This is a genomic window from Massilia sp. HP4 (assembly GCF_005222695.1).
In the GTDB taxonomy this organism is placed as follows: Bacteria; Pseudomonadota; Gammaproteobacteria; order Burkholderiales; family Burkholderiaceae_D; genus Telluria.
The window spans coordinates 14,345-36,192 of the sequence record NZ_STGG01000021.1 but is presented as its reverse complement, the minus strand read 5'-3'; the positions used below and the strand labels follow the sequence as shown (position 1 = coordinate 36,192).

General features: G+C 64.3%; 21 protein-coding genes. 9 read left to right on the top strand and 12 right to left on the bottom strand.

The genetic code is table 11. The annotated features are described in order from the left end of the window. Positions 1 to 4 precede the first annotated feature (4 nt). Together E8M83_RS10210 and E8M83_RS10205 are read right to left on the bottom strand one after the other, a co-directional pair. Positions 5 to 1,747 (bottom strand): monovalent cation:proton antiporter-2 (CPA2) family protein, encoded by a 1,743-nt coding sequence (locus E8M83_RS10210; protein WP_229491484.1) that lies wholly within the window; start codon positions 1,745 to 1,747, stop codon positions 5 to 7. A 73-nt stretch (positions 1,748 to 1,820) separates the two neighbouring features. Beyond that, positions 1,821 to 2,687 (bottom strand): pirin family protein, encoded by an 867-nt coding sequence (locus E8M83_RS10205; protein ID WP_137173263.1) that lies wholly within the window; start codon positions 2,685 to 2,687, stop codon positions 1,821 to 1,823. A 222-nt stretch (positions 2,688 to 2,909) separates the two neighbouring features. On the opposite strand from E8M83_RS10205, the gene E8M83_RS10200 reads away from it, so the two are divergent. The 4 genes from E8M83_RS10200 (at position 2,910) to proX (ending at position 7,584) form a co-directional block, all read left to right on the top strand. Then, entirely contained in the window at positions 2,910 to 3,782 is an 873-nt protein-coding gene (locus E8M83_RS10200) for an AraC family transcriptional regulator (RefSeq protein ID WP_137173262.1), read from the top strand. Positions 3,783 to 4,169: 387 nt separating this feature from the next. Next, positions 4,170 to 5,408, top strand: coding sequence for a glycine betaine/L-proline ABC transporter ATP-binding protein ProV (proV, locus tag E8M83_RS10195; protein WP_137173261.1), 1,239 nt, complete (start codon positions 4,170 to 4,172; stop codon positions 5,406 to 5,408). Further along, the gene (gene proW / locus E8M83_RS10190) at positions 5,405 to 6,514 is read left to right on the top strand and encodes a glycine betaine/L-proline ABC transporter permease ProW (RefSeq protein WP_137173260.1); all 1,110 of its coding nucleotides are present in this window, start codon (positions 5,405 to 5,407) and stop codon (positions 6,512 to 6,514) included. The genes proV and proW overlap by 4 nt, the downstream gene beginning before the upstream one ends. Before the next feature lie 20 nt (positions 6,515 to 6,534). Then, complete coding sequence (gene proX / locus E8M83_RS10185; protein ID WP_137173259.1) at positions 6,535 to 7,584, top strand: glycine betaine/L-proline ABC transporter substrate-binding protein ProX; 1,050 nt, start codon at positions 6,535 to 6,537, stop codon at positions 7,582 to 7,584. A 171-nt stretch (positions 7,585 to 7,755) separates the two neighbouring features. Here proX and E8M83_RS10180 read toward each other — a convergent pair whose 3' ends face one another. Continuing rightward, the gene (locus E8M83_RS10180) at positions 7,756 to 8,151 is read right to left on the bottom strand and encodes a hypothetical protein (RefSeq protein WP_229491483.1); all 396 of its coding nucleotides are present in this window, start codon (positions 8,149 to 8,151) and stop codon (positions 7,756 to 7,758) included. 375 nt (positions 8,152 to 8,526) lie between these two features. Between E8M83_RS10180 and mutS the strand changes: the two genes are divergently transcribed. Together mutS and E8M83_RS10170 are read left to right on the top strand one after the other, a co-directional pair. Beyond that, on the top strand, positions 8,527 to 11,211 hold the full coding sequence (mutS, locus tag E8M83_RS10175) for a DNA mismatch repair protein MutS (protein WP_137173257.1): 2,685 nt from the start codon (positions 8,527 to 8,529) through the stop codon (positions 11,209 to 11,211). Continuing rightward, positions 11,211 to 12,155: a hypothetical protein gene (locus E8M83_RS10170; protein ID WP_137173256.1), complete on the top strand. Its 945-nt coding sequence runs from the start codon at positions 11,211 to 11,213 to the stop codon at positions 12,153 to 12,155. Before mutS ends, E8M83_RS10170 begins: the two co-directional genes overlap by 1 nt. Positions 12,156 to 12,203: 48 nt before the next feature. Here E8M83_RS10170 and E8M83_RS10165 read toward each other — a convergent pair whose 3' ends face one another. Continuing rightward, positions 12,204 to 12,737, bottom strand: coding sequence for a peptidylprolyl isomerase (locus E8M83_RS10165; protein ID WP_137173255.1), 534 nt, complete (start codon positions 12,735 to 12,737; stop codon positions 12,204 to 12,206). Between the two features lie 89 nt (positions 12,738 to 12,826). On the opposite strand from E8M83_RS10165, the gene E8M83_RS10160 reads away from it, so the two are divergent. The 3 genes from E8M83_RS10160 to E8M83_RS10150 all read left to right on the top strand — a co-directional run bounded on the left by E8M83_RS10160 (position 12,827) and on the right by E8M83_RS10150 (position 14,984). Continuing rightward, on the top strand, positions 12,827 to 13,948 hold the full coding sequence (locus E8M83_RS10160; RefSeq protein ID WP_137173254.1) for a cupin domain-containing protein: 1,122 nt from the start codon (positions 12,827 to 12,829) through the stop codon (positions 13,946 to 13,948). A gap of 14 nt (positions 13,949 to 13,962) precedes the next feature. Next, positions 13,963 to 14,442: a hypothetical protein gene (locus tag E8M83_RS10155; RefSeq protein WP_137173253.1), complete on the top strand. Its 480-nt coding sequence runs from the start codon at positions 13,963 to 13,965 to the stop codon at positions 14,440 to 14,442. 269 nt (positions 14,443 to 14,711) lie between these two features. After that, positions 14,712 to 14,984 carry a hypothetical protein gene (locus E8M83_RS10150; protein ID WP_137173252.1) on the top strand — a complete coding sequence of 91 codons (273 nt, stop codon included), beginning with the start codon at positions 14,712 to 14,714 and terminating at the stop codon, positions 14,982 to 14,984. A gap of 179 nt (positions 14,985 to 15,163) precedes the next feature. Here the strand turns inward: E8M83_RS10150 and bamC are convergent, their stop codons facing one another. From bamC to E8M83_RS10110, 8 genes are all read right to left on the bottom strand, one after another. Beyond that, positions 15,164 to 16,363, bottom strand: coding sequence for an outer membrane protein assembly factor BamC (gene bamC, locus E8M83_RS10145; RefSeq protein WP_137173251.1), 1,200 nt, complete (start codon positions 16,361 to 16,363; stop codon positions 15,164 to 15,166). 44 nt (positions 16,364 to 16,407) lie between these two features. Beyond that, positions 16,408 to 17,286, bottom strand: a complete 879-nt coding sequence (dapA, locus tag E8M83_RS10140; protein ID WP_137173250.1) for a 4-hydroxy-tetrahydrodipicolinate synthase — start codon at positions 17,284 to 17,286, stop codon at positions 16,408 to 16,410. Positions 17,287 to 17,340: 54 nt separating this feature from the next. After that, the gene (locus E8M83_RS10135; RefSeq protein ID WP_229491482.1) at positions 17,341 to 17,910 is read right to left on the bottom strand and encodes a bifunctional 2-polyprenyl-6-hydroxyphenol methylase/3-demethylubiquinol 3-O-methyltransferase UbiG; all 570 of its coding nucleotides are present in this window, start codon (positions 17,908 to 17,910) and stop codon (positions 17,341 to 17,343) included. A 32-nt stretch (positions 17,911 to 17,942) separates the two neighbouring features. Further along, positions 17,943 to 18,596 carry a site-2 protease family protein gene (locus E8M83_RS10130; RefSeq protein ID WP_137173248.1) on the bottom strand — a complete coding sequence of 218 codons (654 nt, stop codon included), beginning with the start codon at positions 18,594 to 18,596 and terminating at the stop codon, positions 17,943 to 17,945. Positions 18,597 to 18,653: 57 nt separating this feature from the next. After that, positions 18,654 to 19,277: an L-threonylcarbamoyladenylate synthase gene (locus E8M83_RS10125; RefSeq protein WP_137173247.1), complete on the bottom strand. Its 624-nt coding sequence runs from the start codon at positions 19,275 to 19,277 to the stop codon at positions 18,654 to 18,656. Between the two features lie 28 nt (positions 19,278 to 19,305). Continuing rightward, complete coding sequence (gene htpX / locus E8M83_RS10120; RefSeq protein WP_137173246.1) at positions 19,306 to 20,181, bottom strand: protease HtpX; 876 nt, start codon at positions 20,179 to 20,181, stop codon at positions 19,306 to 19,308. 83 nt (positions 20,182 to 20,264) lie between these two features. Further along, entirely contained in the window at positions 20,265 to 21,347 is a 1,083-nt protein-coding gene (locus E8M83_RS10115; protein WP_137173245.1) for a PHB depolymerase family esterase, read from the bottom strand. Positions 21,348 to 21,358: 11 nt separating this feature from the next. After that, on the bottom strand, positions 21,359 to 21,778 hold the full coding sequence (locus tag E8M83_RS10110; RefSeq protein WP_137173244.1) for a CopG family transcriptional regulator: 420 nt from the start codon (positions 21,776 to 21,778) through the stop codon (positions 21,359 to 21,361). Positions 21,779 to 21,848 lie beyond the last annotated feature (70 nt).

Below are 21,848 nucleotides of genomic sequence, written 5' to 3'. Positions count from 1 at the left end.
AAGCCTAAGCCGCCGGCCTGCCCAGCGGCTGCGGCACGACGGGCAGGTGCAGGTGATCGCGGCCCGACAATTCGTCGCCATGGATTTGCTCGGACAGCCGCTCGGCGTCGCGCTGGCGGATGTCGCTGGCGGCTTCCTCGACCGCGGCCTCGGAAAAGCCGAGGGTGCGCAGGCCCTCGGCGCCCATCAGGTAGGCCGACTCCACGGTTTCCCGCACCTGATAGTCCACGCCCGCGCGGATCAGGGTAATCGCATGGCCGCGGTCGTAGCTGCGCACCAGCAGCCTGGCCTGCGGGAATTCCTGCCTGGCCAGCTCCACGATGTGGTTCGCGGCCTTGGGCTCGTCGATGCACACCATGATGGCGTCGGCTTCGGCGGCGCCGGAATGGCGCAGGGTGTCGAGCCGGGTGCCTTCGCCGAAGAACACCTTGAAGCCGAAGCGCTCGGCATCGCGGATGCGGTCCGGGTCCTTGTCGATCACCGCCAATTTGACGCCGCTCGACAGCAACAGCTGCGAGGCGATCTGGCCAAAGCGGCCGAAGCCGATCACCAGCACCCGCCCTTTCAGGTCGCGCGCATGTTCAACCCCGTCCATCGATTTCTCGACCCGCAGGAAGCGATCGGCCATGGCCGTGAGCAGCGGCGAGAGCGCCATCGAGAGGATCACGACGGTGGCGAACAGGGCGTTCTCGCGTTCATCGAGCACGCCGACCGACAGCGCAGCGGCATACAGCACGAAGGCGAACTCGCCGCCCTGCAGGAACATCGAGGTGCGATGCAGGGCCTGGTGGTTCGAGGCGCCGAACAGGCGCGCCACCACATGCACCACGATGCCCTTCGCGACCATGAACCAGAACAGCATCGACAGCAGCAGCCGCCACTCGGCCGCGACGATCGACAGGTCGAGCGACATGCCGACCGCCAGGAAGAACAGTCCCATGAGCAGGCCGCGGAACGGCTCGATATCGCTTTCGATCTGGTGCCGGTAGCTCGAACTGGACAGCATCACGCCGGCCAGGAATGCGCCCATCGCCATCGACAGGCCGGCAAATTCCATCAGCAGCGCTGCGCACAGGACGACCAGCAGCGCGCCCGCGGTCAGCACTTCGCGCGTGCGCGACCTGGCCAGCAGGGCGAAGAAGGGATCCAGGCCCCAGCGCGCGACGCCCAGCAGCACCGCCAGTGCGGCCACGGCCAGCAGCACGCCGGACCAACCCGACTGCCCCTGCGACACGGGCGACAGGAAGGCGACCACCGCCAGCAGCGGCACGATCATCAGGTCTTCGAACAACAGGATGGCGACCGACTTCTGCCCTTCGGCGCTTGCCATCTCGCCGCGGTCTTGCAGCGCCATCATGATGACGGCGGTCGAGGACAGCACGAATCCCGCCCCGGCGACGAAGGCGGCCGGCCCGGACAGGCCGAACGCAAAGTAGCCGGTCAGCGCCAGTGCGCCGATGGCGGAGAATACCTGGGCCAGGCCCAGGCCGAAAATCTGCCCGCGCATTGCCCACAGCTTGTGCGGCCGCAGCTCGAGCCCGATCACGAACAGGAACATCACCACGCCCAGTTCCGAGATATGCAGGATCGAGCGCGCATCGGTGAACAGGCCGAGCACCGACGGTCCCACCAGGATGCCAGCGCCAAAATAGCCGAGGACCGATCCCAGGCCGAGCCGCCTGAATAATGGCACGGCGATCACCGCCGCCCCCATCAGGACGACCACCGGTCCGATCGTCTGCCCCAAGCTCGCTCCCGCCATCGAATTGCCTTTCTCGTTAAACGTCGTTGATGTGTGTTGCCGGCCAGCCCACTCGCGCTCAGGCCGCGAACACCGAACCGCCCTTCGTGAAGTCCTGGTAGGCCTGCACGATCTCGGCTTCGGTATTCATGACGAACGGCCCGCTGCCCACGATGGGCTCATGCAGCGGCGCACCGGTCAGCACCAGCACGGTCGCATCGCCATCGGCAGCGACTGCCACGGTGCTGCCCTCGCGGCTGAGCATCGCCATTTCCGCGGACCCGACTTCCTGGGCGCCGCCCACGGTGATGTGCCCGGACAGCACCACCAGCATCGACGTATGGCCTTCGGGCAGCGCGAGTTCCAAGCGCGCATCCGCATGCAGGCGCAGGTCCCATACATTGACCGGGGTGAACGTTTTTGCGGGCCCACGCACACCGGACAGTTCGCCGGCGATCACGCGCGCCGTGCCGCTGCCGTTCGGTAGCGTCACGGCCGGGATATCGGCCGCGACGATGCCCTGGTATCTGGCGGGCGCCATCTTGTCGCTGGCCGGCAGGTTGACCCACAGCTGGACCACGCGCAGCGGGCCGCCGGTCCGGGAGAAGCCCGGTCCGTGGTACTCCTCGTGCAGGATGCCGGCGCCGGCGGTCATCCACTGGACGTCGCCGGGGCCGATGATGCCGCCATTGCCGGCCGAATCCCGGTGCGCGATCTCGCCCTCGTAGACGATGCTGACGGTCTCGAAGCCGCGGTGCGGATGCACCCCGACGCCACGGCGCTCGGTCGACGGCTCGAAATAATGCGGTCCGCCGTAGTCGAGCAGCAGGAATGGGCTGATCTGCTGCTGCAGCCCGTGGTAGGAAAACAGGGTACGGACCGGGAAGCCGTCGCCCACCCAATGGCTGTGCTGGGCGCCATGGTGTCCAAGAATGGTTTTTTGCATGCTGGTGTAGTCGCTCGCTTTGTATGGCCGCTGTAACCGGCCTGCGCTGGAGACAGGACGATACCAAGCTGATATCAGTGCGGCAATGTTCAATCCTGCTATTGATTGTTCATTCCTGCTGTCGCGCGCTGCCAGATAAAGCAATAGCCGTCAATCCTGCATGCTGGGTAGAATGTACGGGCAGCGCCCACATGACACCGGAGGGAGACCGCCATTCTTGCCATGGACAATTTATCGCCATCCCTGCCGGACAACGTGATCGGCATGACCCGGTCGCGCCGCGCGTGGAAGGGTGTCGAGCTCGAGGTCACCGGCTACCGGTGCGAGGGCGAAGGCATCCATTTGCTGCCGCATCGGGACCGTGCGCGCCTTACCGTCGTGCTGGAGGAATCCGGCGGCATCTGCGAACCGCTGTTCCGGCCAAACGAGCCCTGCCCGGCCGGGCATATTCCGCGGCATATCCATTTCGCGCCGGCCGGACTGGAAATGTGGGGGTATTCGAAAAGCGTGCGGCACGTCGTCGACGCCGCGCTCGTCTTCGATTTCGCGATGCTCGGCGAGCACCTGGCGATGCGCTTCGATACGGACAAGATCAATTTCCCACAACCTCGTTTCTCGAACGATCGCATCTGGCACCTGACCCGGCTGCTATCGGAGGCTGTCAACAACCCCGATCCGTCGATGCAGCTATATGGCGATGGCATCGTTGCCGCCATCACCTCGCAACTGTTCGCCGCTCCCCAGCTGGCCGACCTTAAACCCGGTGGACTGGCACCTTGGCAGCTACGCCGGGCCATCGAGTACATGGAAGAGAGATTCCCATATCGCATTGAACTGGCGACCTTGTCGGGACTAATCAACTTGTCGCAAGCCCATTTCAGCCGCGCGTTCAAGATCTCGACCGGCATGGCGCCTTACCAATGGCAGCTCGACGTACGTATCCGCCGTGCACAGTCCATGTTGGCCAACTCGGGCGCCTCCCTTGGCGAGGTTGCGCATGCCACCGGCTTCGCCGATACCGTCCACTTCGGACGCACCTTCCGCAAGCTCGTGGGCGTATCCCCCGGCGTCTGGCGCAGCGACTGCCGGCGCTGATGCCCTGACTCAAGTACGCAAGCCCCGGGATGATGCGCATACGGAATAAATAAATCAAATTGACTTATTTGAGTAGAACCACTACAATAGATGCCACTTAAAAACAGTTATTCTCAGTAACAACCCTGCTTTACCGTATTTCCCGCCGGACGGATGGGAAGTAGCTCCTAGGCCTAGCGCCTGCATCTCGACCTCGTTTGACGTCAGCACTTCGTCAAACATCCCCGTTATCGGCATGAACCCCGCCGGAAAGCGTGTCCAGTCCTGCCTGCCGCCTGCCCGCGCCCGAGCGCCATGCGCAGCGCCGCCATTGGGGCCGACCGCTTCCCGTCAACGCCAATGGCTGCAGGGTTCGATCCATTCGCCAAATCGAAGGAGAACAACAACGTGGCAAAACAAATCATCATCGACCAGGTCTTCAAGGTCTACGGCGACAAACCCGACGACGCGCTGGCGCTGGTCGGCCAAGGCGCCACCAAGCAAGACATCCTGGCCAAGACCGGCTGCACGATCGGCGTGTTCGACGCCAGCTTTACCATCGAGGCGGGCGAGATCTTCGTCATCATGGGCCTGTCCGGCTCGGGCAAGTCGACCCTGGTGCGCATGCTCAATCGCCTGATCGAACCGACCGCCGGCCGGATCGTGGTCGACGGCAACGACATCAATACCCTGCCCGACGCGGAACTGCGCGCCCTGCGCCGCAAGGACATCAGCATGGTGTTCCAGTCGTTCGCGCTGCTGCCGCACATCACCGTGCTCGATAACACAGCGTTCGGCATGGAGCTGGCCGGCATCCCCAGGGACGAGCGCCATGCACAAGCCCGCGAAGCGCTGGAACAAGTCGGCCTCGCGGCCTATGCCGCGAGCTACCCGGATGAACTGTCGGGCGGCATGCAGCAGCGCGTGGGCCTGGCCCGAGCACTGGCCAGCGATCCCTCGATCCTGCTGATGGACGAGGCGTTCTCGGCGCTCGACCCGATCATGCGCACCGAGATGCAATCCGAACTGCTGCGCCTGCAGCAGATCAAGCGCCGCACGATCGTCTTCATTTCGCACGACCTCGACGAAGCGATGCGCATCGGCGACCGGATTGCCATCATGAAGGATGGCCATGTGGTGCAAGTGGGCACGCCGGAAGAAATCCTGCGCAAACCCGCCAACGACTACGTGCGCGAATTCGTGCGCGGCGTCGATGCGGCGGCCGTCTTCAAGGCCGGCGACATCGCCCGCAAGAGCCAGATCGTGGTGTCCGAGTCGCCATCGCGCGGCTCGCGCGCGGCGCTGTCGATGCTCGAGGAGCAAGACCGCGTCTACGCCTATGTCGTCAATCCGAAGCGGGAATTCCTCGGCCTGGTGTCGGTCGATTCCCTGCGCAGCGCCCTCGATGGGCATACCGGTCCGCTGGGCCTGGCGCACGCCTTCTTGCCGGAAGTGCAGACCATCAAGGCCGACGAGCCGGTCGCCGGCCTGTTCGGCCAGGTGGCGCAATTGCCGTACGCGGTGCCGGTGGTGGCCGGCGACGGCAGCTTCCGCGGCGCGATCAGCAAGACCACCCTGCTGAAATTCCTCGACCGCGATACGCCCGCCATTCCCGAGGCACAGGAACAGAAAGGACAAGCATCATGAGCAGCACTACCGCAAGCAGCACGGGCGCGAACAGCGCTACCGCAGTCCAGCCGGCCGCCGGGCAGGCTGCCCAGGTCAATCCATGGCTGCCGGAACCGCCGGGCGACACGTCCTGGCTCGACGCGGCCGGACCCGCCGTCACCGACCAGGCTGGCGGCGCCGGCCTGGCGCACATCCTCGATGGCGCACTGCCGCTGCAATCCTGGATCAACGGGGGCCTGGGCTGGGTGGTCGAGCATTTTCGTCCGCTGTTCCAGGCCGTGCGCGCGCCGATCGACGCGACCCTGAATGGCGCCAGCCACGTGCTGCTGGCTGCGCCGGCGCTGGTCGTGATCGCCATCATCGGCTTGCTGGCCTGGCAGTTCACCAGCCGTACGCTGGCCGTCGGCACCGTGCTGGCACTGCTGGCCCTGTCCATGCTGGGCGTGTGGCCGGAAGCGATGGTGACCCTGTCGCTTGTGCTGACCTCGCTGGCATTCTGCCTGGCGATCGGCCTGCCGCTCGGGATCTTCCTGGCCAGTAGCGACCGTGCGCAAAACATCCTGCGTCCGCTGCTCGACGCCATGCAGACCACGCCGGCCTTCGTGTACCTGGTGCCGGTGGTCATGCTGTTCGGTATCGGCAATGCCCCGGGCGTGATCGTGACCATCATCTTCGCCCTGCCGCCGCTGGTGCGCCTGACCAACCTGGGCATTCGCCAGGTGCGTCCCGACCTGATCGAGGCGTCGCGCGCCTATGGCGCCTCGCCCTGGCAGCTCTTGACCCGCGTGCAACTGCCACTGGCGACGCCGTCGATCATGGCCGGCATCAACCAATCGCTGATGCTGTCGCTGTCGATGGTGGTGATCGCCTCGATGATCGCGGTCGGCGGCCTGGGTCAAATGGTGTTGCGCGGTATTGGCCGCCTGGACATGGGCCTGGCAACCGTGGGGGGCCTCGGCATCGTGGTGCTCGCCATCGTGCTGGATCGCCTGACCCAGGCCATGGGCCAACCGCGCCGCGGTGCGCGCCACTGGTATCACACCGGCCCGGTTGGCTTCGTCCTGCGCCGGGTAAAAGGCGGCGCCGCGCGCCCCGATGCGGCCGCGCCCGTCACCGCCAAATAAGAGAAGAAGAAAGGATATCGATGCAACAGACTAAACACTTCAACGCCACCTACCAGGCGCAACGCAAATTCCGCTGGCTGTCGGCCCTGCTGCTGGCCGCCATGACCCTGACCACCGGCCTGGCGGCGGCGCAAACGGCGGACGCCGCGCTGCCCGGCAAGGGCATCAAGGTGCAGGCCCTGCAAGGCCCGCTGGCCGAGGAAACCTTCCAGACCATGCTGGTCAACAGCGCGCTGGAGAAGCTCGGCTACGAGCCGCAGCCGATCAAGGAAGTCGCTTATCCGACCGCGCACATCGCGATCGGCAACGGCGACGCGACCTTCCTCGCCGTGCATTGGGACCCTTTGCACCAGGACTATTACACTAACGCGGGCGGTGACGCCAAGCTGCTGCGCCTGGGTAGTTACGCCGGCCCGGCCGCACAAGGCTACCTGATCGACAAGGCCACGGCCGAGAAGCACGACATCACCAATATCGACCAGCTGCGCGACCCGGCCATCGCCAAGCTGTTCGACCATGACGGCGATGGCAAGGCCGACCTGACCGGCTGCGATCCGGGCTGGGGCTGCGAGGCGATGATCGAACACCATATGGACGGCTATAAATTGCGTGGGACGGTCAAGCACGTGCAGGGCAGTTATTCGGCGCTGATCGCCGATACGATCGGCCGCTACGGGCGTGGTGAGTCGATCCTGTACTACACCTGGACGCCATACTGGGTCAGCAGCGTGCTGATCCCGGGCAAGGATGTCGTGTGGCTGCAAGTGCCGTACTCGTCGAATCCGCAGAACGCCAATACCCGCCTCGACGATGGCAGCGACTATGGGTTCTCGGTCAACACGACCCGCATCGTCGTCAACCGTGCCTGGGCCGAGAAGAATCCGGCGGCGGTCAAGCTGTTCGAAGTCATGCGCTTGCCGATTGCCGACATCAATGCGCAGAACGAGCGTGTGCGCAATGGGCAAGGCTCGCAGGCCGATATCGCGCGCCATACGGCTGGTTGGATCAAATTCCACCAGAAATTGTTCGATGGCTGGCTCGAGCAGGCACGGGCAGCGGCAAAACCCTGATCGGTCGGTCACGGACCCGGCATGCGCGGCGCACCTTCTTGTACAACAGGATGATGTTTGCAGCAAACTGCCGGGTCGATCAGCGATGACCAGTCAGCCGCATCCTGCTGCGTACATCCGTCTTCAAGCGGCCTGGGAGGCCGTCTACAGCGGTCGACGGACCAGCGCTTGCTAGCCCGCCAAACTGGCGTTGATCGATATCGAATCGGCGACTGGAATCACCATTTTCTTCCGTCCGTGCCCGGCATTGCTCACCTCTTCGACTCTGACGAGGCCCAGCTTTCTCAATCGGCCAATGTCTTTCGATACAACGCTCTGCTCTCGGCCGACTGCAACTGCGAGCTCTGAGATGGAGCGCGTCTTTTTGAGCGCCAGACGCAAAAGTTCAAACCGTTTCGGCGTCAGTTCCGAGATGAAATGCGCGAACTCCATGCTGGTCAGGGTGATAGCGTGTGGCAGGCGCGGGGCGCGGGCGTCCAGTGCTCTCGCGACATCCCGTCCTTTGCTTGTCCGCTCGTGCAGATCGGGATCATTCGAAAAGTCGTCTAGCGTAATTTTCTCGCTCATGGTCATTCCCCCTTATTCACGTGTTGAACAGCTACATCCGATAATTCGCGACGTTGACGTCTTCCCCTTCACCAGCCATGATCTCTAACCTCCTGCCTGCTGTCAAACTTTGACATGTGGTGCCATGTCTAAGTTCACGCTGATGGGACTACGCATTCCTGCGCATTCACCGGATCGAAACGCGTCGCTGATCCCACACGCGGCCACTTCGTCGCCCAGCACAGCGCGAGAAACGCGCCATGAAGGCAGTTCGCACCCAACGCCCTGCAACACCAAAGTGCATGCAATAGCTGTTTGCAGCAAACTGCCGGGTCGATCAGGGTAAAATGGCAAGTCCTGGCCTTGCCTGCGCCAAGCTGTACCGATTCAGACGACATGACCACCGCCCCCAAAGAAATCAACGCCGCCGCCCTCAAGAACAGCGCAACGGAAAAGCTCACCCCGATGATGCAGCAATATTTAGGCATCAAGGCCGACTACCCCACCATGCTGGTGTTCTACCGCATGGGCGACTTCTACGAGCTGTTCTTCGACGACGCCGAAAAAGCATCGCGCGTGCTGGGCATTACCCTGACCGCGCGCGGCAAGTCGGGCGACCAGCCGATCAAGATGGCCGGGGTGCCCTTCCACTCGCTGGACGGCTACCTGGCCAAGCTGGTCAAGCTGGGCGAATCCTGCGCGATCTGCGAGCAGATCGGCGACCCGGCGCTGTCCAAGGGCCCGGTGGAACGCAAGGTGGTGCGCGTGGTCACGCCCGGCACCCTGACCGATTCCGACCTGCTGCCTGAAAAAGCCGAGCGCCCGCTGCTGGCCCTGTGCCTGCTCAATCAACGCAAGACCGTCACCGCCGGCCTGGCCTGGCTGTCGCTCGCCAGCGGCAACCTGCGCCTGATGGAATTCTCGGGCGACGCCCGCACCGTCGAACAGCGCCTGGCGCATGAACTCGAACGCATCGCGCCGGCCGAGATCCTGCGCGCCGATTGCGCCGACATGTTCGAGACCGATAGCGCATCTCCATCTGCCAACGCCCACACCCAACGCGTACCGGAATGGCATTTCGACGTACTCAAGGGCCACGGCGCCCTGCTCGAGCAGCTGGGCGTGGCCACCCTCACCGGCTTCGGCGCCGACGGTCTCGGCGCCGCCTTGGGCGCGGCCGGCGCGCTGCTGCGCTATGCGCAATCGACCCAGGGCCGCGGCCTGCAGCACGTGCGGGGCCTCGCCTGCGAGACCGAGAACGAATACATCGGCCTCGATGCCGCCACCCGCCGCAACCTGGAACTGACCGAGACCATCCGCGGCCAGGAGTCGCCAACCTTGTTCTCGCTGCTCGATGGCTGCCGCACCGCGATGGGTTCGCGCCTGCTGCGCCACTGGCTGCACCATGCGCGCCGCGACCAGGGCGTCGCGCGCAACCGCCACCAGTCGATCGCAGCACTGCTCCAGGCGGACGCCAGCGACACGCTGTCGCCGACCCTGGCGCAAGTGCCGGACATCGAGCGCATCACCACCCGCATCGCCCTGCTCACCGCGCGCCCGCGCGACCTGGCCGCCCTGCGTGACGGACTGAAAGCGTTACCGGTGGTGCGCGAACAGGTGGCGCGCTGCTTCGTGCCGGGCGATACCTGCCTGCTGCGCGAGATCCACGACGATCTCGCCACGCCCGGCGAATGCGTCGACCTGCTCACCCGCGCCGTGATGGAAGAGCCGGCCGCGATGGTGCGCGACGGCGGCGTATTCGCGCGCGGCTTCGACGCCGAGCTGGATGAGTTGCGCGCGCTGTCCGAGAACGCCGGCCAGTTCCTGGTCGACCTCGAGACGCGCGAGCGCGCCCGCACCGGCATCGCCAACCTGCGGGTCGAGTACAACAAGGTGCACGGCTTCTATATCGAAGTCACTAACGGCCAGGCCGACAAGGTGCCGGACGACTACCGCCGTCGCCAGACCCTCAAGAACTGCGAACGCTACATCACGCCCGAGCTGAAGGCCTTCGAAGACAAGGCCTTGTCGGCGCAAGACCGCGCGCTGGCGCGCGAGAAGATGCTGTACGACCAGTTGCTGGCCGACCTGGCGCCCCACATCGGCTGCCTGCAGACCATCGCGCGCGCGCTGGCCCAGGTCGACGTGCTGGTGGCCCTGGCCAGCCACGCGCTGCGCCACAACTGGTGCGCGCCGGTGCTGAGCGATGCGCCTTGCCTGACCATCGTCGAAGGCCGCCATCCGGTGGTCGAAAACCAGATCGAGCGCTTCATCGCCAACGACTGCAAGCTGTCCAACGACAGGCGCCTGCTCTTGATCACCGGCCCGAACATGGGCGGTAAATCGACCTTCATGCGCCAGGTGGCCCTGATCACCCTGCTGGCCTATGTCGGCAGCTATGTGCCCGCAACCAGCGCCACGATCGGCCCGATCGACCGCATCTTTACCCGCATCGGCGCCAGCGACGACCTGGCCAACGGCCGCTCGACCTTCATGGTCGAGATGACCGAATCGGCTGCGATCCTGAACGGCGCCACCGAGCATTCGCTGGTGCTGATGGACGAAGTCGGCCGCGGCACCTCGACCTTCGACGGCCTGGCGCTGGCCTGGGCCATCGCGCGCCACCTGATCGACACCAGCCGCAGCTTCACGCTGTTCGCGACCCACTACTTCGAACTGACCCAGCTGCCCGAGTCCTACCCGAGCGCGTCCAACGTGCACCTGTCGGCGGTCGAGCACAAGGACAGCATCGTGTTCCTGCACGCGGTGCAGGATGGCCCGGCCTCGCAGAGCTACGGCCTGCAGGTGGCGCAGCTGGCGGGCGTGCCGTCACAGGTGATCAAGGCCGCGCGCAAGCACCTGGCGCGCCTGGAAGCGCAGGCGCTCGATGCGACGCCGCAGCTCGACCTGTTCGCCGCGCCAGTGGCGGAAGAAGAAATCGGCGAGGCGCCGGCGCCGGCGTTCGCGCCCGCGGCGCAGGACGACGGACTGCGCGACGCGCTCGATGCGATCGACCCGGATGCGCTCACACCGCGCGAAGCGCTCGAACGTCTCTACGAGCTCAAGCGCCTCGCCGCCTGATGCAAGCACTGCGCCGATCACTGTTGCTGGCTGCCCTGCTGGCCTTCGCGTCGCTCGCCGGCGCCAAGGACAAGGCGGACGACAGCGCGCACCGGTTCGCGGTGATCGGCAACGACTCGGGCGAGGACGGCGAGGCGCGCCTGAAACAGGCGCTGGCCGATTCGTCCGAAAAATCGCTGGCCTTCGTCGTCATCAACGGCATCAAGGGCGAGAAGGAAAGCTGCGGCGACCGGCTGTACCAGCAGCGGCGCGACATCATCGAGCGCGCGCGGCGGCCCACCGTCGTGTCGCTGGCCGGCAGCGACTGGACGGCTTGCCGCAACTCGGCCAACCGCACCAATGCGATCGAGCGTCTCAACCGCCTGCGCGAACTGTTCCACGGCGAGCCCGAGTCGCTGGGCCGCGAGAAAATCCACCTGACCCAGCTGTCGGCCAGCCCGCGTTTTCGCAGCTATGCCGAGAACGCCCACTGGAAGGTGGGCAAGGTGCTGTACGCCACCATCAACCTCCCGGCCAATAACAACCACTACCTCGAAGCGGCCGGCCGCAACAGCGAGTACGAAGACCGCACGGTCGCCAACCGCTTCTGGCTGAACCGCCTGTTCGCGATCGCGCGCAGCGACAAGGCCGAAGCGCTGGTGCTGTTTTCGGAAGGCGCGGTGCGGCCGTTCCACCTCGACCAGCCGGCGGGACTACGCGGCCTGCTGCGGCGCGATCCGGTGGAGAAGGATGGCTTCGAGGCGGTACGGCGCCAGATCCAGGGCCAGGCGGTCAAGTTCGATGGCAAGGTGTTGCTGGTCGACGGCGGCACGCCGCAGGGAAAGAAGCCCGGGATAGACTGGAAGGGCAACCTGGGGCAGCTGTCGGTGGGAACGAAAGCGGTCGAGGTGAATGTGAAGCTTGGTAAAGAAGCGACGTTCGCGGTCGAAGACGCGAAGCAATGAGGCATCCGCGGCCCTGCGCGCTTGCAGGAACCGCGAACGATTCGATGATTACTGCAGCGGCTGGCTACGGAAGTGGTCGCCGTCTTCGCTATCGTCCATCTCGTGATGATGACCGCCCGCGCCATGTACGTGGCCGTGCTGGATTTCTTCGGCGGTGGCTGCGCGCACGTCGACCACGGACAGCTCGAAGCGCAGCGCCATGCCGGCCAGCGGGTGGTTGCCGTCCAGGACCACCTTGTCTTCGGCGATCTCGGTCACGGTGAAGATTACCGGCTCATTGTCGCCGCCTTCGGCCACGCCTTCGAACTGCATGCCGACTTCGATCGGCTCGGGCAGGCGTGCGCGGTCTTCGACTTTCACCAGCTCTGGCTCGTAGTCGCCAAACGCGTCGTCCGGTTCGACCTGGATCGTCGACGAATAACCGGCTTCCTTGCCATCGAGTTCTTCTTCGATCTTCGGCAGGGTGTTTTCGTAGCCGCCGTGCAGGTAGACCATCGGCTGCACGCCTTCTTCGATCAGGTTATTCTGGGCATCCGACAGCTTGTAGTTAACTGTCACGACCGTATCTTTGGCAATCTTCATCGCACATCCTTTCGTTGTAAGCCTCGGATTATACCCTTGAAGGGTTCCAGGCCGGGTTCCACACGATGCTCGGCTGGGTATAATGACGCATGAAAAAATTACCGCTTCTCGGGAATATTACTCCCGCCGAGTTCCTGCGCGATTACTGGCACAAGAAACCACTGCTGATCCGTGGCGCAATCCCCGGCTTCAAGCCTTTGCTCAAATTCGAAAAACTGGCCGAGATGGCGCGCCAGAATCACGTTGAATCGCGCCTGGTCACCCAGCGTGACGGCAACTGGGACATGCAGCATGGTCCGCTGGCCGAACTCCCGGCCCGTACCGAACCGAACTGGACGATGCTGGTCCAGGGCGTGAACTTGGTTGACGAGCGCGCCGACGAGCTGCTGCGCCAGTTCCGCTTCGTGCCCGACGCCCGCCTCGACGACCTGATGATCAGCTTCGCCACCGATGGCGCCGGCGTCGGCCCGCATTACGACTCTTATGACGTGTTCTTGCTGCAGGCCCATGGCAAGCGCCGCTGGAAGATCGGTTCGCAGCAAGACCTGACCCTGGCCGAGGGCTTGCCGCTCAAGATCCTGGCCAATTTCAAGCCAGAAGAAGAATTCGTGCTGGAACCGGGCGATATGCTCTACCTGCCGCCGCATTATGCCCACGACGGCATTGCCGAAGGCGAATGCATGACGTATTCGATCGGTTTCCGCTCCCCTTCGTTCCAGGAATTGGGCGAAGCTTTCCTGCAATTCATGGCCGATTCGATCGATTTGCCGGGCCGCTATAGTGATCCAGAATTAAAGCCGGCCAAGAACCCGGCCGAGATTCCGCGCGATATGCTGGACACCGTCACTGAAGAATTGAACAAGGTGCGCTGGGACGAAGAAGACGTGACCGTGTTCCTGGGAGAACATATGTCCGAGCCCAAGCACAATGTCTTCTTTACCGGTCCCGCCAAGCCATTGACCGTCGGCCGCTTCATGGAAAGCGCCGCCAAGCGCGGCATCAAGCTGTCGAGCAAGACCCTGATGCTCTACCGCGGCAAGCACGTCTTTATCAATGGCGAATCGTTCGCCGTCGGCCGCGCCGACAAGGCGGTGCTGGACGTGCTGGCCAACGAGCGCCGCATCGAGGGCGCGGTGCTGGACAAGGCCACCGACGACGTGCTCGAAGCCCTGTATACCTGGTACCAGGACGGCTGGGTCGAGCTGGGTTAAAGGCTGGGGTGTCGATGAACGCGCCACGCACGATCGCCTTCGACACCCGCCTCGACTGCGAGACGCAGTTTCTCGCCTGCCTGGAAGCATCTACCGCTACCCTCGCTGCCTTCGACCCGGATTTCGCGGTCTTCCCCCTTGGCAGCATCAGCATCGACACGGCGCTGCGGGCTTTCCTTGCCCGCGGCGGCCGGCTGCGCCTGGTGCTGCACGACACGGCCCATATCGAGCGCCACTACCCGCGTTTCTCGCGCCTGCTGCGCGACTACGGCCATGTGTGCGAATGCCGGCAAACGCCGCGCGGCCTGCGCCAACTGACCGATTCCTTCTGCATTGGCGACGAGCGGCATATCGTGCGCCGTTTTCATAGCGACCACCTGCGGGGCGCGGCGGCATTCGACGATCCACCGGCCTGCGAACTCGCACAGCACCGATTCGACGCGATCTGGCAAGAGTCACAAGTGACGTTGCAAGTGTCCAAAACGGGCTTATAAAATCATTCGGCGTGACATAACACAAGGTTTTACAGTCGAGTTGCATCTTGTAACAATATGAAGCTTATTCAAGCGCAAATTTCTTTCACCACGGCATGTGTTCGCTATTGCGAAACTGTAAAATTGTCTATAATATCAATCAGGAAGGTTCCGTTGCGTCTATGGCGTTAACGCTATTTGTGAAGGCACGAGAATTCCACCGAGAAATAATTACCGGTAATTATTATTCGCAACAAGTGTTCGACTCTTGTAAATACTAAGGAAAAATCATGAAAAAAACCCTGCTGATCGCCTCCCTGTTCGCTGTGACCCTGGCTGCTTGCGCTAAGAAAGAAGAAGCTCCAGTCGCTCCAGCTGCTACCGAAACCCCAGCTGCTGTTGTTGACGCAACCGCAACCCCAGCTGCTGACGCAACCGCACCAGCTGCTGCTGACGCTGCTGCCGCTGACGCTGCTGCTGCTGCAACCACCGCAACCGACGCTGCTGCTGCTGCTCAGACCTCGGCTGACCAAGCTGCTGACGCTGCTGCTACCACCAAGTAATTCGTTACTTTGGTAAGAAGAACCGGCCTGCGGGCCGGTTTTTTTACGTCTGTCGATATCTCTTGGAATGGATGTAGCGTGGGTGGCAGGGCCGCCACGCTACGATGACATCGCGTGCGGCCCCTGTGGCCATAAAAAAACCGGCCGCGCAGGCCGGTTCTTCATGGAGCGAGCGAAGATTATTTCAGCTCGGTATGCAGCAGGTTCAGGATCTTGCCCGCGGTCGGCGAGGCGTCCGCCTGGCCTTCGTTGTTCTGCACCGTGACCTTGCTGACGTTCGCGCCCTGCTCGGTCTTGACCAGCACGCGGTAGCGCTGGGCTTCCTTGAGCTCGTCTTCCGACTTGCCGCCCCACGAGAACAGGCGCTTGAAGAAGCCATCCTTGTTCTCGGCCAGGTCCGGATCGACGTAGCGCACGAAATACACGCCCTGTACGCGGTCGCGGTCTTCGACGGTGAAGCCGACGCGGTCCAGCGCCAGGCCGACGCGGCGCCATGCGCGGTCGAAGCCTTCGTCGACCTCGACCGTGTCGCCCACCAGCTTGGCGTGCTGCGGGGCCACCGGTGCGTTGGCCACGGTGGCTTCGCCCGTCGCCACTTCCTTGGTGCCGGTCAGCATCGCGACCATGCGGCCCAGGAATTGCGATTCCAGGCCTGGATCGTTGGCGCGCGAGGTCCAGGTGGTGGTTTCGTTCTGCGGGCCGGTCAGGACTTCTTCGGCGCCGCGGTGGCTGACCCAGATCTCGGTCGAGCCGTCCGGCAGGCGCTCGAGGCGGGTGCGGAACTTGTCGCGCTCGCCGGTCGAGTAGGCGCGGTCGAACACGCGGCCGATGGCGTTGCGCAGGAAGTCTTGCGGGATCTTCGAACGGTTCTCGACCCAGGCCGTTTCCATGGTGCCGGTAGTGCTCGACTCGCTCTCGATGGCGAAGCCCTGCTCTTCCCAGAACTGGCGCAGTTGCGGCCACAGCTGTTCAGGAGTCTGCTTGACCACCAGCCAGCGCTGGTCGCCGTTGCGCTGCACGCTGATCGCATCGGTCGAGATCGGGCCGATCTGCTGGTTCGACGCGGCCGCGCCAGGCACGAAGCCGCCGCCGGTGCCGGCCGCAGCGGCAGCTGCCTGGCCCGAGGCAGTGGCAACGCCACGGCCGTCGGGGATCGCGTAGCGGTTATCGCGCTGCAGCTTGGTCAGGTCGGGCGGCACGTCCAGCGGCGCGGCCTTCTTGGCGCTCTTGTAATCGACCTTGTCCCCTTCGAAGATGGTGGTGCAGGCCGCCAGGCTGAAAGCGATCGCCGTGAGCGTCAGGATGCGCGCAGCGGCAGGAGCGGAAACCAGTGGCGCGGAACGCGCGAAGTTGAAGCCCGAGTACTTGCTATTAGTCATGTCGATCGATGTAGGTCAGGAGCCCGAACCCTTGCGGGCCGGGATTAGGAATGAACGCCGGCTTCCACCAGGGCGGCGCGCACGGTCTCGTGGTAAGAAGCAGACAGCGGAGCGAGCGGCAGGCGCAGGCCGGCCGGCATCTTGCCCATCTCGGCCAATGCCCATTTCACGGGCACCGGATTCGGTTCGACGAACAGCTTGCCGTGCAGGCCCAGCACACGGTTATTGATCTCGACCGCACGGGCGATATCGCCGGCCATCGCGGCCGCGCACAATTCGTGCATGGCGCGCGGGGCAACGTTGGCCGTGACCGAGATATTACCGGCGCCGCCGCAGAACATCAGCGCCATCGCGGTCGGATCGTCGCCCGAATACACGGCGAACGATGTGTCGACCATCTTGAGCAGCTCGATGCCGCGGCCGATATTCCCGGTCGCGTCCTTGATGCCGACGATATTCTCGATCGGCGCCAGCCGCGCGACGGTCTCGTTGGCCATGTCGGCCACGGTACGGCCCGGCACGTTGTACAGGATGATCGGCAGGTCGACGGCTTCGGCGATGGTGCGGAAGTGGCGGTACATGCCCTCTTGCGTCGGCCGGTTGTAATAGGGAACGACCTGCAGCGAAGCGTCGGCGCCGACTTCCTTCGCGTGGCGGGTCAGCGCGATCGCTTCCGCGGTCGAATTGCCGCCGGTGCCGGCGATGACCGGGATGCGACCGCCGATATGGTCGACAGCCAGCTTGACGAGTTCGCAATGTTCCTCTGGAGACACAGTGGCGGATTCGCCGGTCGTGCCAACGATAACGATCCCGTCCGTCCCTTCCGCGATATGCCAGTCGAGCAGCTTGCGCAGGGAATCGCGGTCAAGACTGCCGTCTTCGAACATCGGGGTGACGATTGCAACGATACTGCCCTTAATCATAATCTTTGGCCGTGCCATTCAATAAAAAATCTGATTGTAGCGGATAGCCCGCCCCTATGGTTCATTCCTGACCACAATATGGTCGAGCCGAGCCTCGGTTTTGACAAATGCCGGCCCTGCCGCGCACAGGCGCTGCACCTGGGCCGGGTGCGGCCGCTCCACGTGGCCGTCCTCATACGCCAGCACCTGCAGGCCGCCGTCGATGGCCAGTCCCAGCAATTCGCCAGGCGCCAGCAGGAAGGCAGGGTTGGACGGTTTACCGTACACCTGGTTCCCTTGGGCAAAGGTTTCGTAGATCAGGATGCCGTCCGGCCGCAGGCTGGCCGCCAGCTGCGCAAACAGCGGCCGGTGCAGGTAATTGGTGACCACGATCGCCGCAAAACGCCCGGCCTCGAAGGGCCAGGGCGCACCCTCGGCCTCGAGGTCGCAGGCCATGGTCGTGACATTCGCGCCCGCGCTGGCGGCCAGCGCCTCGGGCTTGACGTCCAGCGCCAGCACCTGCAAGCCGCGTGCGGCCAGCAGGCGCGTATGGCGACCGTTGCCGCAAGCCAGGTCGAGCGCCTCGCCGGGTCGCGCCAGGGACGCGAAGCGTTCTACCCAGGGCGACGGTGGCAAAGCCTGCATGTTCACTCGGGGCGTGTCGGGCAGCATCGCGCTCAGAACATCAGGAAAGTGAACGGCAAGACCATCAGGTCCACGATCCAGCGGCCCAGCTGCATGACCGGCACCACCCAGTAGCCCACCAGCTTCAGGAAGACCAGGCCCAGCACGATGAAGAAACCGTAAGGCTCGATGCGCGCGAACTTGTAGGCCAGGGTATTGGGCAGCATGCTCGTCAAGACCCTGCCACCGTCCAGCGGCGGGATCGGCAGCAGGTTGAAGGCCATGATCAACAGGTTCGTGAGGATGCCGGCCTCGGCCATGCGGCGCGGGAAGGTTTCCTCGACGCCGAAGAACACCAGTAGCGCGGCGAACAGCAGCCACAGCGCGGCCATGATCAGGTTGGCGATCGGCCCGGCCAGCGCGACCCAGGCCATGTCGCGCTTCGGATTGCGCAGGCGGCCGAACTCGACCGGCACCGGCTTGGCATAGCCGAACACGAAGGGAGTAAACAGATACATCATGATCGGAATCACGATGGTGCCCCACAGGTCGACGTGCACCAGCGGGTTCAGGCTCATGCGGCCCTGGGAATAGGCGGTGTTGTCACCGAAAAATTTGGCAGCGTAGGCGTGGGCGGCTTCGTGCAGGGTAATCGCAAAAAGGACGGGCAGCGCGTAGACGGCGATGTTGCGTATCGTTTCATCCATAAGGGAGATTCTATCAGAGGCCGCTACGCACTTGTCCTGTGGAATTCTTAAAGCGCATTACAGGCCGAAGGCCGCCGGATCGCCCCTGCCCTCGCGCACCAGCTCCGGTTCGGGGCCGGTCAGGTCGATGATGGTGGTCGCTTCCAGCAGGCCGGCGCCGCCGTCGATGATCAGCTCGATCTGCTTTTCCAGGCGCTCGCGCACTTCTTCTGGGTCGGACAGCATGTGGTCGTCGCCCGGCAGTTGCAGGGTGGTGCCGATCAGCGGCTCGCCCAGTTCTTCCAGTAAGGCCAGGGTAATCTTGTTTTCGGGCACGCGCAGGCCGATCGTCTTGCGCGATGGGTGCGACAGGCGGCGCGGCAGTTCGCGCGTCGCCTCCAGGATCACCGTGTACGGGCCCGGCATGGTCGCCTTGAGCAGGCGGTATTGCGCGTTATCCACGCGTGCGTATTGCGCGACCTCGGACAGGTCGCGCACCAGCAGGGTCAGGTGGTGCTTGTCGTCGACGCCGCGGATGCGGCGCAGCTTGTCGACCGCCGACTTGTCGTCCAGGCGGCACACCAGGGCATAGGCGGAATCGGTCGGCAGCGCGACGATGCCGCCGCTGCTGACGATCTGCGCCGCCTGCTTGATCAGGCGGGCCTGGGGGTTCTCGGGGTGGATCTGGAAATATTGGCCCATCGGTGAATCCTTTTATTATTCAGTCCTGTTAGCGCATCTGCTGGAGCGCGGCGATGCGCTGCTCCATCGGCGGGTGGGTCGAGAACAGCGCGCCCCAGCCGCCGCCGCTGCCGGAAATGCCCGATGCGGACATCGTCTTGGGCAGCGCGCCCGGCGCGAAGCCGCCCAGGCGGGCTAGCGCATGCTGCATCGGCACCGGCGTGCCCATCAGTTTTGCGGCGCCGGCGTCGGCGCGGAACTCGCGCTGGCGCGAGAACCAGGCGACGATGATCGAGGCCAGCAGGCCGAAGACGATCTCCAGCACTACCACGCTCATGAAATAACCGATGCCGGGGCCTTCGCCCTCCTTGCGGAACAATACTTTATCGACGAAAAAGCCGACCACGCGCGCCAGGAATACGACGAAGGTGTTCACCACGCCCTGGATCAGGGTCAGGGTGACCATGTCGCCGTTGGCGATGTGGGCGACCTCGTGGCCGAGCACGGCTTCGACCTCGTCCTGGTTCATGCTTTGCAGCAGGCCGGTCGAGACGGCCACCAGGGCCGAATTTTTGAACGCGCCGGTGGCGAAGGCGTTCGGCTCACCGTCGTACACGGCCACTTCGGGCATGCCGATGCCGGCGCGTTCCGACAGGCGGTGCACGGTTTGCACCAGCCATTGCTCGGTCGCATTGGCCGGCTGCTCGATGACACGCGCGCCGGTCGACCACTTGGCCATCGGCTTGCTCATCAGCAGCGAGATGAAGGCGCCGGTAAAACCGATCACCACGGAGAGGATCGCCACTGCGCCGATATCGATGCCCTGCGCCGAGACACCCCGGCCCAGGCCGAACAGGTTGATGACCAGCGTCAGTACCAGCACGACGGCAAGGTTGGTGGCAAGGAACAGAACAACACGCTTCATGACGGACATCTCCTGGAAGTTGATGACAGGATGCCAAGATTGGGCTTGGCTGCGGAAAATTCAAGGCCCAGCGGTAGGGCGTATCACTGTAGAAAAAAGCGCAGCATCTCGCGCGACGCATTCGGGCCCAGCGCATCGGTATGCGAACCGGCCGCATTGCCGCCGGCCCAGGCGTGGCCGGCGCCGTGCACGGTCCAGTGTTCCGCCATCGTCCGCCCTTCTTCGTTGCGCCAGGCGCGGCGCGTACTGCGGCGCCCGCCATCGGTCGACCCGGCCTCGCTCGCGTGCAGCGGCGTGGCGCGCAGGCCGGCGTGGGCGCCGACGAACTGTTCCAGCACCGCTTCGCCGTTGGCGGAGTTCACCACATGGTCGGCATCGCCGTGGAACACGATCACCGGCACCGCCTCGCGCAGGCTGCGCGCGCGGCCGGGCTTCTTCATGGCTTGCAGGCCCGAGATCATGTCGCGTGCACTGCCCGCCGGCAGGCCGGAATGCACGCCGATCGCGGCGAACAGTTCGGGATATTCGGCGCCCAGCACTGCCGCCATCGCGCCGCCGGCCGACATGCCGGCCACGAATACCTGCGACGGCTCGGCATCGTATTCCTTCATCACCTGCCGGGTCATGCCGGCCAGGATGCCGGGCTCGCCCGCGTCGCGCGCCTGGTGGCCGGGCTCGAACCAGTTCCAGCAGTGGGAGCGGTTGGCGCGGCCATCCTGCTCGGGGTACAGCACCAGGCAGCCGGTTTCCTCGGCCAGCGCGTTCATGCCGGTGCCCACGGCGAAGTCGTCGGGGTTCTGGGTGCAGCCGTGCAGCATGACGATCAATGGCCTGCGCCCGGCTGGCATGTGCGCGGGAATATACAGCTTGTAGCGGCGGCTGCCCGCTTCTCCACTGTGGCTGCCGGCAATGAAACGGCCGGGCAATTCCTGATCAGCCTTCGGCGCGGGACGGGGCCGCGGCTTGCGCTTGCTCCAGGCCGGTGGCGAATTGAGGTCGACGAATTCCGGCGCCTGCGGGTTGGCGGCGGTTTCTTGCTGCGGCGCCACCAGGCCGGCCTGGGCCAACGCCTGCTGGATGATGTCGGTGGCGGCCTTCGGGTCGCGCGCCTGGACGCGGCGCGCCGATTCCATCATCTGGTCAATAAATTGTTCAAAGGGTTTCATGGGTTTGTCTTTCATGAGGATTGCAGGCGGTCGGCCAGTGCTTCGCGCACGGCCGGAGAGGCGAGGAAGGCGCCCAGCACCCGGAGCGAGGCGATCGCTTCCCGGGCCAGGCTGGCCGGGACGTCGTCTTCGATCACGGCCAGGCCGAGCACGTGGATCTCGAGCTGCTGCCCGTTGGCGACGACCTGCTCCAGCTCGCGCCGGGTGTAGCGGTACAGGCCCATGACATAGCGCTTGCGCACCACGGTCTGCCGGATGACATCGGCGTGCTGTTGCAGCAGATTGCGGATCGCCGTGCGGACCAGGTCGGTGCGGTTTGAATAAAAACCCTCCTCGACCAGCAGGTCGACCTGGGCCAGGTCGACCAGGCCGACATTGACCGTTACCTTGTCGCTATCGGGGAGCTTCTTTTCTGGGGAAACTAGCTTCATACCTTGTCCTATACTCTCTATATACTCCATATGGAGTATAAATCAGGTATTTCAAGGTGGCTTGATGAAT